This is a genomic window from Cellulomonas sp. CW35 (assembly GCF_052378485.1).
In the GTDB taxonomy this organism is placed as follows: Bacteria; Actinomycetota; Actinomycetes; order Actinomycetales; family Cellulomonadaceae; genus Cellulomonas; species Cellulomonas uda.
The window spans coordinates 3417703-3432127 of record NZ_CP199000.1 but is presented as its reverse complement, the minus strand read 5'-3'; the positions used below and the strand labels follow the sequence as shown (position 1 = coordinate 3432127).

At 73.7% G+C, this 14425-nt stretch carries 10 protein-coding genes and 1 tRNA gene; 5 read left to right on the top strand and 6 right to left on the bottom strand.

Annotated features, from left to right (window positions below):
• Positions 1 to 10 precede the first annotated feature (10 nt).
• Positions 11 to 619 carry a hypothetical protein gene (locus ACT17Q_RS15635; RefSeq protein ID WP_444663591.1) on the top strand — a complete coding sequence of 203 codons (609 nt, stop codon included), beginning with the start codon at positions 11 to 13 and terminating at the stop codon, positions 617 to 619.
• A 156-nt stretch (positions 620 to 775) separates the two neighbouring features.
• On the opposite strand, the gene ACT17Q_RS15630 is transcribed toward ACT17Q_RS15635, so the two are convergent.
• Positions 776 to 858: transfer RNA gene (locus tag ACT17Q_RS15630), tRNA-Leu, on the bottom strand.
• Between the two features lie 79 nt (positions 859 to 937).
• On the opposite strand from ACT17Q_RS15630, the gene ACT17Q_RS15625 reads away from it, so the two are divergent.
• The gene (locus ACT17Q_RS15625; protein WP_444663589.1) at positions 938 to 1723 is read left to right on the top strand and encodes an SDR family oxidoreductase; all 786 of its coding nucleotides are present in this window, start codon (positions 938 to 940) and stop codon (positions 1721 to 1723) included.
• 15 nt (positions 1724 to 1738) lie between these two features.
• Here ACT17Q_RS15625 and ACT17Q_RS15620 read toward each other — a convergent pair whose 3' ends face one another.
• From ACT17Q_RS15620 to ACT17Q_RS15610, 3 genes are all read right to left on the bottom strand, one after another.
• A complete protein-coding gene (locus tag ACT17Q_RS15620) occupies positions 1739 to 2368 on the bottom strand; it encodes a superinfection immunity protein (protein ID WP_444663587.1) in 630 nt (209 codons plus the stop codon).
• Positions 2369 to 2377: 9 nt separating this feature from the next.
• On the bottom strand, positions 2378 to 3139 hold the full coding sequence (gene map, locus ACT17Q_RS15615; RefSeq protein ID WP_444665410.1) for a type I methionyl aminopeptidase: 762 nt from the start codon (positions 3137 to 3139) through the stop codon (positions 2378 to 2380).
• A 733-nt stretch (positions 3140 to 3872) separates the two neighbouring features.
• The gene (locus tag ACT17Q_RS15610; RefSeq protein ID WP_444663585.1) at positions 3873 to 4970 is read right to left on the bottom strand and encodes a winged helix DNA-binding domain-containing protein; all 1098 of its coding nucleotides are present in this window, start codon (positions 4968 to 4970) and stop codon (positions 3873 to 3875) included.
• Between the two features lie 150 nt (positions 4971 to 5120).
• On the opposite strand from ACT17Q_RS15610, the gene ACT17Q_RS15605 reads away from it, so the two are divergent.
• Positions 5121 to 6248 carry a fatty acid desaturase family protein gene (locus tag ACT17Q_RS15605; RefSeq protein WP_444665409.1) on the top strand — a complete coding sequence of 376 codons (1128 nt, stop codon included), beginning with the start codon at positions 5121 to 5123 and terminating at the stop codon, positions 6246 to 6248.
• Positions 6249 to 6312: 64 nt separating this feature from the next.
• Here ACT17Q_RS15605 and ACT17Q_RS15600 read toward each other — a convergent pair whose 3' ends face one another.
• Positions 6313 to 6516 carry a cold-shock protein gene (locus tag ACT17Q_RS15600; protein ID WP_094181560.1) on the bottom strand — a complete coding sequence of 68 codons (204 nt, stop codon included), beginning with the start codon at positions 6514 to 6516 and terminating at the stop codon, positions 6313 to 6315.
• 640 nt (positions 6517 to 7156) lie between these two features.
• On the opposite strand from ACT17Q_RS15600, the gene ACT17Q_RS15595 reads away from it, so the two are divergent.
• Both ACT17Q_RS15595 and ACT17Q_RS15590 read left to right on the top strand, forming a co-directional pair.
• Positions 7157 to 10129 (top strand): esterase-like activity of phytase family protein, encoded by a 2973-nt coding sequence (locus tag ACT17Q_RS15595; protein WP_444663583.1) that lies wholly within the window; start codon positions 7157 to 7159, stop codon positions 10127 to 10129.
• 127 nt (positions 10130 to 10256) lie between these two features.
• Complete coding sequence (locus ACT17Q_RS15590) at positions 10257 to 11237, top strand: LacI family DNA-binding transcriptional regulator (protein WP_141319717.1); 981 nt, start codon at positions 10257 to 10259, stop codon at positions 11235 to 11237.
• Between the two features lie 114 nt (positions 11238 to 11351).
• On the opposite strand, the gene ACT17Q_RS15585 is transcribed toward ACT17Q_RS15590, so the two are convergent.
• Positions 11352 to 14333 (bottom strand): glycosyl hydrolase, encoded by a 2982-nt coding sequence (locus tag ACT17Q_RS15585; protein ID WP_444663581.1) that lies wholly within the window; start codon positions 14331 to 14333, stop codon positions 11352 to 11354.
• Positions 14334 to 14425 lie beyond the last annotated feature (92 nt).

The window sequence follows — 14425 nt, the reverse complement described above, 5'->3', positions numbered from 1 at the left end:
TGCGCGAACCATGCCAGTCGCCGGCGACCACGACGCGCTCGCCGGAAAGGTGCAGCGCGGGAGTGACTACCGAGGCACCTGCGGGGAGGTTCACGGCCGGGCCTCGTCGTCGTTCGCGGACCGGTGCCACGTCAGCGGATCCACCAGGACGGCGCCGCACCACGAGCAGAACCGGTCCCGACCGGCCACGGTGGTGTTGTGGCCCCGCGGGCAGCGCTCGGGCGTCGAGCACATCAACGCCGAAATCAAGCACAACCGCGGAGTCAAGATTGTCCGCAACTTCACCCGCGTCCTCGGCGCCTTGAAGAACCACATCCTGCTGACGTTCGCGCTAATCGGCGCCAACGTACGGATGCTGCGCGACTGGCACATCTGCCGCTCGATGCCAGACCCCTGGATGGAACTCATCGGCGACACCGACGACCTGACTGGGCCGTCGAGCACGCGCGCATCAAGAGCCGCCGCAAGCGCAAGCGCGCGTTCCATGAGGCCTACTACGCCAGCAGAGGCAGGCCGCCCGTGGCCGCCTGACGCGCTCCGCGTCGCCGAACTTCACAGCACGTCCATCAGCCCGGCACCCACCACGGTGACCGGGCTGGTTGGCGTGCATGCGCGATGAGCTCCGACCGCTCCGTTCGTGCAAAGCGGGAGCAATGGCACGCTAGCGTGCTAGTCAAGCGCCTCGCTGAGCCCTGAACCAGAAACTCCCGGCAGGATCTCGTCCTGCCGGGAGTTGTCCGGACTACCAAGCCTCGGTTGTCCCGAGACCCCAGAGTGCGCGAGGGGGGATTTGAACCCCCACGCCCTTTCGGACACTGGCACCTGAAGCCAGCGCGTCTGCCGTTCCGCCACTCGCGCGCGCTGCAGAAGGCTAGCACGATCCGCGGGGCGTCCCGGACCATGGTCGGCGGACCCCGGCCCTGCCAGGATGGCCGCCATGGCAGGGGAGAGCGCGCACGTCGACGGTCCGGTTCTGGTCACCGGCGGGACGGGGATGCTCGGGCGGGCGGTGGTCGCCGAGCTCGTCCGACGAGGCCGCGGGGTGCGGGTGCTGAGCCGCCGACCGGGCGAGAGCCCGGCCGGGGTGGAGCGCGTCGTCGGCGACCTCACGACGGGTGCGGGGGTCGACGAGGCGCTCGCGGGAGTGTCCGCCGTCGTGCACTGCGCGAGTGAGCCACGCCGGCCGCAGCACGACGTCGCCGCCGCCGCGCACCTGCTGCTCGCCGCTCGCCGGGCCGGGACGCCGCACCTGGTGTTCGTCTCGATCGTCGGCGTCGACGCGATCCCGTACTCCTACTACCGCGCCAAGCTCGAGGTCGAGCACCTGGTCGAGGTCGGCGGCGTGCCGTGGTCGATCCTGCGCGCGACGCAGTTCCACCAGTTCGTGCCGCGGCTGCTCGACCGGTTCACGGTCGCTGGTGTGACCGTGCTGCCCGCGGGGACGAGCCTGCAGCCGGTCGACGTCGACGAGGTCGCCGAGCGGCTCGTCGAGCTGGTCGAGGCGGGGCCGTCGGGGCGGGTCGCGGACCTGGGCGGGCCCGGCGTCGTCGACGCGCGCACCGCGTACCGGCTGGTCGCGCAGGCGCGGGGTCGTCGGCCCCGGAGCGTCAGCGTGCGCCTGCCGGGACGCTCGTTCGCCGCGTTCCGCGCGGGAGCGCAGCTCACGCCCGATCACGGGACGGGCCGCCGGACCTTCGAGGAGGCCCTCGCCGACCTGCGCTGACCAGCGGGGGCGTCGTCAGGCGACGTGCCCCGTCCAGCGCGCGCCGTCCCAGTACGCACGACGACCGTCGGGCGTCGGGTACCAACCGGGCGGCACTGCGTACGCGGCCGGACCCGGCGCGAACGTCAGCACCCGGTGCGGCAGGCAGGACCACACCAGCGCCGCGACCCATCCCGCGAACGTCCACCCCAGCAGCAGGGTGACCCAGAAGATCCCCCACCGGGCGGCCTTGCCGCGCGTCATCGCGATCGCGAACGGCAGCAGGTAGAACCCGGTGAGCACGGTGAGCAACCACGCCACGACGATCCCCGCGGTCGACGGCGTGACCTGGTCGGTGCGCGCGGTCGTCGGCCACGTGCCGGGCGCGTAGGGCGCGGCTCCGGGCAGCGGGGTGGCCGGCACGGCGTCGTAGGGCACGGCGTCGTACGGAACTGCGTAGAACGACGAACCCGGGTGCGAGGAGACCGGGTACGACGAGACCGGGTACGACGAGACGGTGGGGAGCTGTGCGGTCGGCGGCGTGCCGTACGCGGGGGGCGTGGCGGAGCCGCCCGCGACCGGGGTGCCGTACGGCGAGGTCGCCGACTCGTCGTAGCGGTGCTCGTGCCCGTCGAACCGGCGGTCGACGCTGTCCGTCCCCGACACGGTCCCTCCTCAGTCGCGTGACGTCAGGACGAGCGGGCCGTCCTTGGTGAGCGCCACCGTGTGCTCGAAGTGTGCCGCGAGCGAGCCGTCGGCGGAACGGATCGTCCAGCCGTCGTCGTCGATCACGTACCCGTCGCCGCCGGCCATGAACCACGGCTCGATCGCGATGACGAGGCCGGCCTGGAGCTTCATGCCGCTGCGGCGGCGGCCGTCGTTCGGGACGTGCGGGTCCTCGTGCATGGTGCGACCCACGCCGTGCCCGCCGAAGTCGGTGTTGATCCCGTAGCCCGCGCGGTGCCCGACGTCGCCGATCGCCGCGGAGATGTCGCCCATCCGCCCGCCGACCTTCGCCGCCGCGATGCCGGCCTCGAGCGCGCGCTCGGTCGTCTCGATGAGCGCTGTCGCCTCGGGCGTCGTCGTCCCGACCTGAAACGTGATCGCGGAGTCCGCGACCCAGCCCTGCACCTGCGCGGCGAAGTCGATCGACAGCACGTCGCCGTCGGCGAGCACGTACGGCGACGGCAGGCCGTGCAGCGCGGCGTCGTTGACCGATGTGCACAGCACGCCCGGGTAGGGGATCGCGCCGAAGCTCGGGTGGTACCCCAGGTACACGGAGTGCGCGCCCGCGGCGTCGATCATCCGGTGCGCGTGGTCGTCGAGCTCCTGGAGCGTCGTGCCGACCCTCGCGACGTCGCGCAGCGAGGACAGCACCCCGGCGACGAACCTCCCGGCGGGTCGCATGGCGGTCAGCTCGGCGGCGGTCTTCAGCATCACGCCCCCACCTTCCCACCTCCCACCCCACGCCACCGCCCCTCCACCACCGCGCCACCCCGCCACGACCCCGCCCTTCCTCGCGGTATCCGACCCCGAACCCGGAGCAACCGCAGGCTGGGCGGGACTGGGGTGGTCGAGACCGTGGTTGCTCGCGCTCTGCGCGCGCGGACCCGGAGCAAGCGCGGGGTGGGCGGGAGGTGGGTCGAGACCGTTGTTGCTCGCGGTGTCCGACCCTGGACCCGGAGCAACCGCGGGGTGGGCGGGCGTGGGGTGGTTGAGGCCGTGGTTGCTCGCGGTATGGGACCCGGAACCCGGAGTAAGCGCGGGGTGGGCGGGAGTGGGTGGGGGTGGGGTCGAGGCCAGGGGGTCGCGGGGTTGGTGGGGTGGGAATTAGGGGTGCGGGGGTGCGGGGGGCGGGGTTAGCGTCGGACGCACACGGGAAGGAGGTGGTCGGAGACATGAAGTTTCTTCGGACGCGTGAGGTGACTGTCCGCTAGTCGCCCGAGTACTCGGACGGATTGCTCGATCCGTTCGCAGAGCTCGGCCGGGGTCCAGGACCACGGCAGGGCGGCGAGAGAATCCACGGCAGTCACCGCAGCCCGTGGGAGCCGCGACCTCGTCCCTCGCGGCAGGGCCCCGACAGGGGCCCGGCCCACGGGCTGTTCCCTGCCCGGAACGGGATGACGGACTGTCGCCCGGGAGCGGGCGTCAGGGCAGCATCAGGGCAGGATCAGGGGAGCGTGACCGCGACCTCCTGGTCGGCGAAGCGGCCGTAGGCCTCGAACTCCGCGAGCACCGCGGCGCGCTCGGCAGACGAGAGCGCGCGCAGCGGGTGGACACGCGCCTCGACCACGCCGCGCTCCACCCGCCGCTGCCACCAGGCCGTGAGCTGCTCGTCGACGAGCACCACGTGCAGCGACGCGTAGTCGGTGGGCCGCGCGGCGCCCAGGCCGGCGGGGTCGGCCAGGGACCTCGTCGTCGGGAACGAGCCGAACACCTCGTCGTAGACCTGCAGGACGTCGACGCGCGGCCCGTCCGACGCGGGTTCGGCGAGCTCGTCTTCGGACGGCACCCACCACAGCTCGTGCCCGTCGACCTCCACCCGCTCGACCGCGTCGCCCAGCGCGGCCAGCGCGCGGCGCACCTGCGTGAGCGTGAGCGTCGCCCACCACGCGACGTCCCGGACCGCGGCGGGCCCGTGCCCTGCGAGGAAGCGGCGCACGAGCTCGACGAGCGCCTCGTCGCCCGCGAGGTCGAGGCCCGCGGGTGCGCGTTCGTCGGCCGGCGCGTAGGTGTGCAGCGCGCCGCGGGCCCGCCCGCTGACGACGAGGCCCCCGAGCTCGGCGTGCATCATCGCAAAGCCCACGGTCTCCGGCCCGGCCTCGAACCCCTCCGCGGCGAGCGCCGCACCGACCTCCGTGCGCGTGGGGTGCGCCTTCGCGGACAGACGCTCGACGACGCGCGCGACGAGCACGTCGGTGCGGGCCAGCGTCTCGTCGTCCAGGCCGGTGCGCCGGAACGCCGGCGCGCACGCCCGCAGCACGCGCGGCGAGGTCAGCGCGAGCACCCAGCGCAGGTCCTCCCGCGCGAGCAGGTGCCAGGTGGGCCGCAGCGCGTGCGTGCGCAGGACCTCACCGTCGTCGAGCGCGCGGCGCACGTCCGCGTCGGTCGCGTCCGCCAGACGACGACCGAGCGACCACCGCGCGACGGGCAGCTCCTGACCCTGCACGGCGAGCAGCGCGCAGACCACCTCGGCTGGGTGCTCGAGCCGACGACCGCGCAGGTGCTGGGCCCGCAGGCGGCGGCGGACGACCTCGGCGGCGTGCATGACGCGCACGCTACGGCCCGGGACCCACACACGGCCCGCCCACGATTCCCCTGCCCGGCACAGGCCGCCGGGGTACGGTGGGCCGGCGACAGGCATCCGCCTTTGGCAACGTCGCCCGCCGCTGCGGGCCCCGGAACGAGCAGGTGCTTCATCGCTTCTCCCTCTGCGACCGCGTCCCCGACCACTGCGACCGAGCTGCCCGCCGGCTTCCGCGCGACGGTCCGGCGGGACACCTCTTTCCCCCATCTCACGCACGCGTACACCGAGGTCGCCGCAAAGGTGCGCGACCGCGGGCTGCTGCGCCGCGCGTACGGGTTCTACGGCGGCGTCGGTGCCGTCCTCGCCGCCGGGTTCGCCGGCGCGCTCGCCGGGTTCTTCCTGCTCGGCCACTCGTGGTTCCAGCTCCTGATCGCCGGCGGGCTGGGCGTCCTGCTCACGCAGACCGCGTTCCTCACGCACGAGGCCGCGCACAAGCAGGTGCTCGCGGGCGGCAAGGCCAACGACCGGCTCGCGCGCGTCCTCGCGTGCGGCGTCGTCGGCGTGAGCCTGTCCTGGTGGAACACCAAGCACAACCGCCACCACGCCAACCCGAACAAGGTCGGCAAGGACCCGGACATCGACGTCGACACGATCTCCTTCCTCGAGGAGGACGCGGTCAAGGCGCGCGGCCTGCAGGCGCTCATCACGCGCCGCCAGGGCTGGCTGTTCTTCCCGCTGCTCACGCTCGAGGGCCTGAACCTGCACCGCCTGGGCTTCCAGCACCTGCTGGGGCGCGAGAAGGTCGAGCAGCGGTGGACCGAGCTGGGCCTGATCGTGCTGCGGTTCGCCGCGTTCTGGGTGCCGGTGTTCTGGTTCCTGCCGATCGGCATGGCGTTCGCGTTCGTCGGCGTGCAGGTCGCGGTGTTCGGCGTGTACATGGGTGCGTCGTTCGCGCCCAACCACAAGGGAATGCCGGTCATCGCGCGGGACTCGAAGCTCGACTTCTTCTCCAAGCAGGTCCGCACGTCCCGCAACGTGCGCGGCGGCTGGTGGGCGACGTCGCTCATGGGCGGCCTGAACTACCAGGTGGAGCACCACCTGTTCCCGTCGATGCCGCGCCCGCACCTGGCGAAGGCGCGCCTGCTGGTGCGCGAGCAGTGCCGCGCGCTCGACGTGCCGTACACCGAGACGTCGCTGTTCCGGTCGTACGCGATCGTCGTGCGCTACCTCAACGAGGTGGGCCTCGCGGCACGCGACCCGTTCGAGTGCCACGTGGTCGCACGCTTCCGTCGCGTCTGACGAACCCCGGGCATGACGAAGGGGGCCGTACCCAGCCGGGTACGGCCCCCTTCGCGTGCTCGAGTCAGAGCGGGCGGATGTTCTCCGCCTGCGGGCCCTTGGGGCCCTGCGTGACGTCGAACTCGACCTGCTGGTTCTCCTCGAGGGTACGGAAGCCCTGCGTCGCGATCGCGCTGTAGTGCGCGAACACGTCAGCGGAACCGTCGGACGGGGCGATGAAGCCGTAGCCCTTCTCCGCGTTGAACCACTTCACCGTTCCGGTGGCCATGATGTCTCTTCTCGTTCGAGGGGCGCGGCCGCGGGCGCGACCTCGCTCGCCGCGCCCCGACGGGCACGGACGTGTGTGGGCGCGTGCTCGGTGAGCACGCGAGTGGGGGCGGGTCGCACGGGCGGGCACGAGCAGCACGTCGGCCGCGGCCCAGGTCGCGACGACGCCGAGGGGCCGCGTGAAGCGGTCGCTGACGCGCAGACCGGCGGGAGTCCGCTGGGCGAGGCCCGCGTACTCGTCGGCGATCGTGGCGACCCAGAGGTCCTCGTCGGCCTGGCGCCAGCGTGGCGCGGCGGGCCGGGGACCTGTCGGGGACAGGGGATGAAGACTGGTGAAGATGCTGACTACTCTCGCACCCCGCCGGGGCGGGATGGGTGAATCTCGTGAATCGGTGACGGAGGGTGCCGTCCTGGCTCGCGGTCCTGCTTCGATGCTGAACCGAAGAGCGCAGCGGACGGGTGCCCGCGACATGAACGCCCTGGAAGCCTACACGACGGCGCGTGACGTGCACAGGGAGCGATTCACGGCACGTGCGCGACGAACCGTCGCGCCCTCGCCGCAGAGCGTTCACCTGCGGTTCCGCAGCGGGACACGGGCCGCCGCGACAGTGCGTGCGCCCCCCGTCCTGAGGAGGACCTCCATGCTGCCTGCCCACCCCCACCGTGCGCGCCCGGTGCGCACGACCGTCGCGTGCGTGCTCGTCGGCACGCTCGCCGCGACGGCCCTCGTCGTCGCACCCGCGACGGCGACGACCGCACCCGCGGCCCCGCTCGCGACCGCACTCGCGCCCGCGCCCGGCTGGTCGGACGACGGGTGGACGCCGCCCTCGCCCGACGCGACGTTCCACCGCCTGGCGACGTACCCCGTGTACCTGAACCGCCCCGCGGGCGCGCCCGCGAGCGACGTGACCGTCGCGGAGATCTCGGCGGTGTCCGACGACGGCCGCACGTTCGTGCACACCGACGCGCTCGCGCGGCGCATCGGGTTCGTCGACGTCACCGACCCCGCCCGGCCGGTGGGCGCGGGCACGCTCGACCTCGCGGCGGACCTGGGGGTGGGTGCGCACGCGGAGCCGACGAGCGTCGCGGTGGTCGGCGGGTACGTGCTGGTCGTCGTCGACACGTCGCCGTCGTTCACCGCGCCGTCGGGTGCGCTCGTGGTCGTGGACCTCGCGACGCACGACGTCGTGCGCACGCTCGAGCTCGGTGGGCAGCCGGACTCGATCGCGCTGACCCCCGACCGCGCGCACGCCGCGATCGCGATCGAGAACCAGCGCGACGAGGACGCGCGCCCCGCGGGCGGGGCCAAGGGCGACCTGCCGCAGCTGCCCGGCGGCTTCCTGCAGCTGCTCGACCTGCCGGACCGGGACGACCCGGCGACGTGGGCGCTGCGGGCCGTGCCGTTCACGGACGGCACGCAGCCGCTGCCCGCGTTCGTCGCGGCCGGGCTGGACACGCCGCAGGACCCCGAGCCGGAGTACGTCGCGGTCGACCCGTCGGGTGCGACCGTCGCGGTGACGCTCCAGGAGAACAACGGCGTCGTGCTGGTGGACGTCGCGAGCGGCGAGGTCACGCGCGTGTTCTCCGCGGGGACGCAGGCGCTCACGGGCGTCGACACCGCGAAGGACGGTGTGGTCGACCAGAGCGGCACGCTGCCCGCGCGGCCGCGCGAGCCCGACGCCGTCGCGTGGCTCGACGCGACGCACGTCGCGACCGCGAACGAGGGCGACTGGAAGGGCGGCACGCGCGGCTGGTCCGTCTTCGACGTGACCACGGGCGAGGTCGTGTGGGACGCGGGTGCGTCGCTCGAGCGGCTCGCGGTGCGGGTCGGTCTGCACACCGAGGACCGGGCCGGGAAGAAGGGCGTCGAGATCGAGGGGCTCGCGGTCGCGACGTTCGGCGGCACGCCGTACGCGTTCGTCGGCTCCGAGCGCTCGAACTTCGTCGCGGTGTACGACGTGTCCGACCCGACGCGACCGGTCTTCTCGCAGGTGCTCGCGACGACCAACGGACCCGAGGGCATCCTGCCGGTGCCGTCGCGGGACCTGCTGATCGTCTCGTCCGAGACCGACACCCCCGCCGCGGGCGTGCGCTCCGCGGTCACGGTGCTCGGCCGCGGCGCGCAGCACGCGCCCGCGGCGGGGACGCCCGCGTTCCCGTCCGTCGTGTCCGCGGACGCGTCGGGTGCCCCGATCGGGTGGGGTGCGCTGGGTGCGCTCGCGGCGGACCGGCGCGACGCGCAGCGGCTGTGGACCGCGACCGACGCCGCGTACGCCGACACGCGACTGCTCTCGCTCGACGTCTCGGGCACGCCCGCGGTGATCGACCGGCAGCTGCGCGTGACCGAGCACGGCGAGGGCGTCTCCCTCGACGTCGAGGGCGTCGCGACGCGGCGCGCCGGCGGGTTCTGGCTCGGGGTCGAGGGGGCGACCGGTGCCGGCAACCAGCTCGTGCGGACCAACGCGTACGGCGCGGTCGTCGAGCGCGTCACGTTGCCGGCGGACGTGGCCGCGGGCCTCACCAAGTGGGGGGTCGAGGGCGTCACGACGGTCGACGACGCGTCGGGCGAGCACGTGTGGGTCGCGTTGCAGCGCGGCCTGACGAGCGACCCGGGCGGGCTGGGCGGCACCGCGCGCCTCGGGCGGTACGACGTGGCCGACGGCTCGTGGTCGTGGTTCGGATACCCGCTGTCGTCGACCGACGTCGCGGGGGACTGGGTCGGTCTCTCCGAGGTCGTCGCGGTCGACGCCGACACGCTCGCCGTCGTCGAGCGGGACAAGCTCAACGGTCCGAGCGCCGCGGTCAAGCGCGTGTACACCGTCGACGTCCCGGCGGACCCGGCACCCGGCGCGGTCGCGCCGCTGACCAAGACGCTCGCGCACGACGTGCTGCCCGACCTGCGGGCGACGGCCGGCTGGACGCAGGAGAAGCTCGAGGGTCTGACGATCGCGGGCGACGGCACGGTGTGGGCGGTGACGGACAACGACGGGCTGGCCGACGCCACCGGCGAGACGGTGCTGCTCGACCTCGGCTCGCGCACGTCGGTGTTCGGCCGCACGGCGTCGACGACGACCGCGCAGCTCGCCGCGACCTCGACGTACGGCACGGCGGCGCGCGTGGCGGTCACCGTGACCGGTGGCGCCACCCCGCCGACCGGCACGGTCCAGGTGCGTGAGGGCTCGAGGGTGCTCGCGTCCGCGACGCTCGACGCGTCGGGCCGTGCGCGGCTCACCCTGCCCGCGACGCTGCGCGCGGGCACGCACCGGCTCACGGTCGCGTACGCGGGGACGGCGGACGTCGCCGCCTCGCAGACCTCCGCGTCGCTGCGCGTCACGCGTGCCGAGGCGCGCGTGCGTCTCGGGGCCGCGTCCTGGCACGCCGCGCGCGGCTCGCGCCCGACGATCGTGGTCGACGTGACGGGCGCCGGCCGGACGCCCACCGGCAAGGTGAGCGTGGCCGTGGGTGGCCGGACCGTCGCGACGCGCGCGCTGCGGGACGGCCGTCTGGTGCTCGCGCTGCCGCGCGTCTCGCGCACCGGCACGGTGACCGTCCGGTACGCCGGATCCGCCGATCACCTCCCCGCGAGCGCGAGCCGCACCCTCACCGTGCGCTGACCTCGCACCACGCACGTCCCGGCGCCCCGGTGCGCCGGGACGTGCGTGCGCGGCCGCGTCGTGCCTGATCAGGTCTACGATCGAGCAGCCGTGCCGGTGTCGCGAGGATGGGACGAGGAGGTCAGCCGTGCGGGTCACCAGTGCTGACGTCGCCCGCGAGAGCGGGGTCTCGCGCACCACCGTGAGCTACGTGCTCAACGCGAAGCAGGGAGTCGTCATCACCGACGCGACCCGCAAGCGTGTCCTCGACACGGCCGCGCGGCTCGGCTACACGCCGTCGGCCGCGGCGCGGGCGCTGCGCTCGGGGCGCAGCGACCTGGTGCTGTGCGTCCTGCCGGACTGGACGGTCGGGCCGCTGCTGGACTCGCTGATCGACCACGTCACCACGTCGCTGCACGAGCACGGCCTGTCGGTGCTGGTGCACATCAGCCGCGGGTCGCGGCCGCTGACCGACCTGTGGCGCGCGGTGACGCCGTGCGCGGTGCTGGGGCTGCTGCCGTTCGCCGAGCAGGACGCGCGTGCCATGACGCGTGCGGGCATCGTCGTCGTCGACGCGGCGCTCGACGAGGACCCGCACCCCCAGACGTTCTCCGTGCCGCAGGCCGCGATCGGCCAGCTCCAGGTCGAGCACCTCGCGCAGCGGGGGCACCGGGTGCTCGCGTACGCGGCGCCGGCCGACGCGCGGCTGTCCGCGTTCGCGGAGCGCCGCATCTCGGGTGTCCGTGCCGCGTGCGCGCGCCTCGGCCTCCCGGAGCCGCGCGTGACGGAGGTCGAGCTGACGGTCGGCTCGGCGTCCGCGGCGCTCGCGGCGTGGCGGGCCGACGAGCCCGCGACGGGAGTCGCCGCGTACAACGACGAGGTGGCGCTCGCGGTCCTGGCCGCGGCGCACGACCAGGGTTTGCTCGTGCCGCAGGACCTCGCGGTGATCGGGGTGGACGACATCCCGGTCGCCCGTCTGGCGACCCCGCCGCTGACGACCGTGTGGCAGGCCATCGACGCGCAGGCCGAGTACCTGGCCCAGGCGGTGCTCGCGGCGCTCGACCCGGCGCGGCCGCGGCCGACCCGGCCGGACGACGTGTTCCACGTGGTGACGCGCGCGTCGACCTGACGGCACGCGCGTCCGGACGACGACGCCGCGGGGCCCGGCCGGGTGCGATCGGCCGGGCCCCGCTGTGTCACCCGCCGCCGGTCAGCGCCGGCGGTGGGCCGCTCGGTGGGACGCTCACTGGAAGGTGAACCAGTTGACGTTCACGAAGTTCGCCGGCTGGCCGGAGTCGAACGTGATGTAGACGGTGTGCGTGCCGGTGGTCCCGACGATGTTGCCCGGGACCGTGCGCCACTCCTGCCAGCCGCCGGTGCTGCCGATCGCGAAGCTCCCGATCGGCGGTGCGGTCGGCGAGCCGAGCCGCACCTGGACGAGGCCGCTGACCCCGCCGTCCGCGCCGGACGCGACGCGCGCGACGAACTGCGTGCGCGGCGTGCTGCCGAAGTCCACGCCGTCGAACCGCAGCCAGTCGCCGTCGGCGATCCAGCCGACGTTCTGCCCGCCGTCCACGTCGGACGTGGCCTGCGTGTCCACGCCCGAGGCCGCGCTGTACGCCTCGGCCTGGATGCGCGACGTGGCCGGGACGCCCGTGCCGGTGGTCGGCGTGGGGCTCGGGGTCGGCGTCGGGCTCGTCGTCGGCGTGGGGCTCGACGTGGGCGTGGGGCTCGACGTGGGCGTGGGGCTCGACGTGGGCGTGGGGCTCGACGTGGGCGTGGGTGTCGGCGTGACCGTCGGCGTGGGCGTGGGCGTGGGGTTCGTCGTCGCCCCGTCGCTCGTCGTCGCGGCCACCGAGCGGGCCGGGACGGTGAGCGTCGTGCCGTCGGAGAACCGGACGGTGGTCGCCGAGCCGCTCATGTTCGCGGCCTGGTAGGTGCGCACCCCGTTCTTGAGGAACACCGCGTGCAGCGGCGTGCTCGCGGTGACCGACCGGTCGACCGTGCCGACGCCCGCGAGGTTCTTCAACCAGTAGAACGTGTGCGCCCGGGACTCGCCCTCCTCGACGGCGTACGACGAGGCCTGCGACCGGAACTGGGCCAGGGCCTTCGGGGCGTCGGCGAGCGCCTGGAACTCCCAGATGATGTCCTGCCAGACCGTCGCGGGTCCGCCGTTGTTGCGTTCGAGCTCGGCGATGTTCCGCGTGATGTAGGCCGGGTTGTAGCCCAGGTACAGGTGGCCCGCGGTGGAGGGCAGCAGGTTGATGCCCTGGATCATCTCGGGCTCGGCGGAGAACCACGTGGCGTAGGCGCCGCCGTCGCCCCAGACCATGCCGACCGTCGAGTGGCCGAACGCGGCGGGGAACGCCTCGTCGTCGTCGTCGAACCAGTAGTTCTGGATAGCGGACGCCTGGGTCGTGTAGAGGTAGATGCCCAGGTCACGCACGGTGGTGTTGCCCGTGGCCTGGCCCCACTGGATGAGCCCGGACGCGAAGTTCATGCCCTCCGACGACGACTCCTGGTTGTTGCCGGCGCCGAACGCGCCGTGCCCGGACGCCCAGTCGTGCCCGGCGTAGATGTCGAAGTCGCGCAGGAACGGGAAGCGCGTGTCGGTGCGGTCCCAGTTCGCCGCGTCCTTGATGACGGTGTTGACCATCGACCCGTACGCCGAGCTCGCGGCCCACGCGGGGTCGAACTGCGCGACGGTCGCCGCGCCCACCACGTAGTAGCCGTAGTGGAAGTGGTGGTCGTTGAGGTCGGTGTCCGAGCCGTAGGAGGCGGGGTAGCCGATCAGCGTGCCCCACGCCTGGTTGTACGCGAACAGGCGCTGCGTCTCGCCGGGCGACGCGGTCATCCAGTCGGTGAGGCGCGCCTTGACCTTGCTCAGCAGCGTGTCCCGCGCCGCGGTGTTGCCGGTGAGGTTGGCGATCTGGATGACCTGCGTGGCGCGGCCGATGGCCTTGCCCGTCCAGTACGTGTCCTCACCGAAGCCCGCGAACGGGTCGGTCGCGGCGACGTCGTCGACGTACCCGGCCAGCTGGGAGGCGTCCGCGCCCGACGAGAAGCCCGTGTTGGCGAGCTGCGGGAGCACGCCGTTGAACGTGGTGACCGTGCGGAACTGCGACGCCCCGATCACGACGCGCATCGGGCCGCGCGGCGAGACGTAGGAGTAGCTGCTCGGCGTGACGCCCGTGAGGTGGTCGCGCTGGTGCGGGTAGAGCGCGAAGACCGTGCCGGTGCCGGAGCCCTGCTTGGCCTGCGTGGTGAACGCGTACGTCGCGGTCATCTTCGCCGACGCCTCGTCGTACGACCAGGAGACCTTGGTGCCCGTGACGTGGTTGTGCGCGTACGGCGCGTACGCGGCGAGGGCGGCGGCCCGGCCGGACGCGCTGCCCGTGGCCGGCAGCACCGCCACGGAGAAGAAGTCACGGTTGTAGAGGGACGAGCGGATCGTGGTGCCCGAGACCGTCCACGTGGCGCCCGTGGGGGCGTACGCGGCGTAGTCGTGGCCGTTGACCGTGAACCCGATCGCTCCGCCGCTGTTGCTCCACACCGTGGGCGTGCCCTGCGTCGTCAGGGTCGCGTCGCCCGCGCCGGTCTTGGTCGCGTAGACGAACGGCAGGCCGTGCCCGAACGTCGTGCGCAGGCTGCTCGAGCCGTTGCTCCACAGCTCGCTCACGGTCCAGTCGGAGTAGCCGTCGACCTTGCCGTCGGCGGTCAGGCCCGCGAGGCCGATCCGCACGTCCTCCGCGTAGGAGTAGTGGTACTCGGAGACGCCCGTGGCGGTGCCGGAGATGGACGGGGTCGTCGGGTAGCTCACGCCCAGGCCGTCGGTGTAGGCCTGGAAGACGGCCGGGTGGGCCGCGAGCGCCGCGGAGACCGCGGAGCAGTCGAACTTGCGCCACAGCAGCGAGGTCCACCAGTCGTTCGTCGGGATCGCACCCGACGGGAAGCTCGACGTGACGTGCGCGCGCGGGTTGGTGATCGGGCGGTCGTTGCACTCGGTGGGCACGGCGGCACCGGCGGGGGCGGAGTCGGCGTAGCTGCCCGAGCCGACGGTCGCGGCCTGCGCGCGGTCGGGGCTGAGGGCGACGGCCTGGAGCAGCGACACGACGAGCGCGGCGGCTGCGACGAGCGCGACGACCGTGCGGCGGGCCGGCAGGGGTCGCGGGTCGGGCGCGGGGCGCGGTACCCCGGTCCGTGACGGGTGGGCGAGGGGAGGCATCCGGTCATCTCCGTTCTCGGCTGCCACGCCGGGGGGCGTCGGGCAGCGCGGGTCACCGGCGTCCGTGACGGGGCGCCGGACCGAGCAGAGCC

Excerpts from the sequence above, each read along its gene's own strand:
- ACT17Q_RS15635 (WP_444663591.1), top strand. The coding sequence starts at position 11 with ATGCCAGTCGCCGGCGACCACGACGCGCTCGCCGGAAAGGTGCAGCGC.
- ACT17Q_RS15625 (WP_444663589.1), top strand. The coding sequence starts at position 938 with ATGGCAGGGGAGAGCGCGCACGTCGACGGTCCGGTTCTGGTCACCGGC.
- map (WP_444665410.1), bottom strand. The coding sequence starts at position 3,139 with ATGCTGAAGACCGCCGCCGAGCTGACCGCCATGCGACCCGCCGGGAGG.
- ACT17Q_RS15610 (WP_444663585.1), bottom strand. The coding sequence starts at position 4,970 with ATGCACGCCGCCGAGGTCGTCCGCCGCCGCCTGCGGGCCCAGCACCTG.
- ACT17Q_RS15600 (WP_094181560.1), bottom strand. The coding sequence starts at position 6,516 with ATGGCCACCGGAACGGTGAAGTGGTTCAACGCGGAGAAGGGCTACGGC.
- ACT17Q_RS15595 (WP_444663583.1), top strand. The coding sequence starts at position 7,157 with ATGCTGCCTGCCCACCCCCACCGTGCGCGCCCGGTGCGCACGACCGTC.
- ACT17Q_RS15585 (WP_444663581.1), bottom strand. The coding sequence starts at position 14,333 with ATGCCTCCCCTCGCCCACCCGTCACGGACCGGGGTACCGCGCCCCGCG.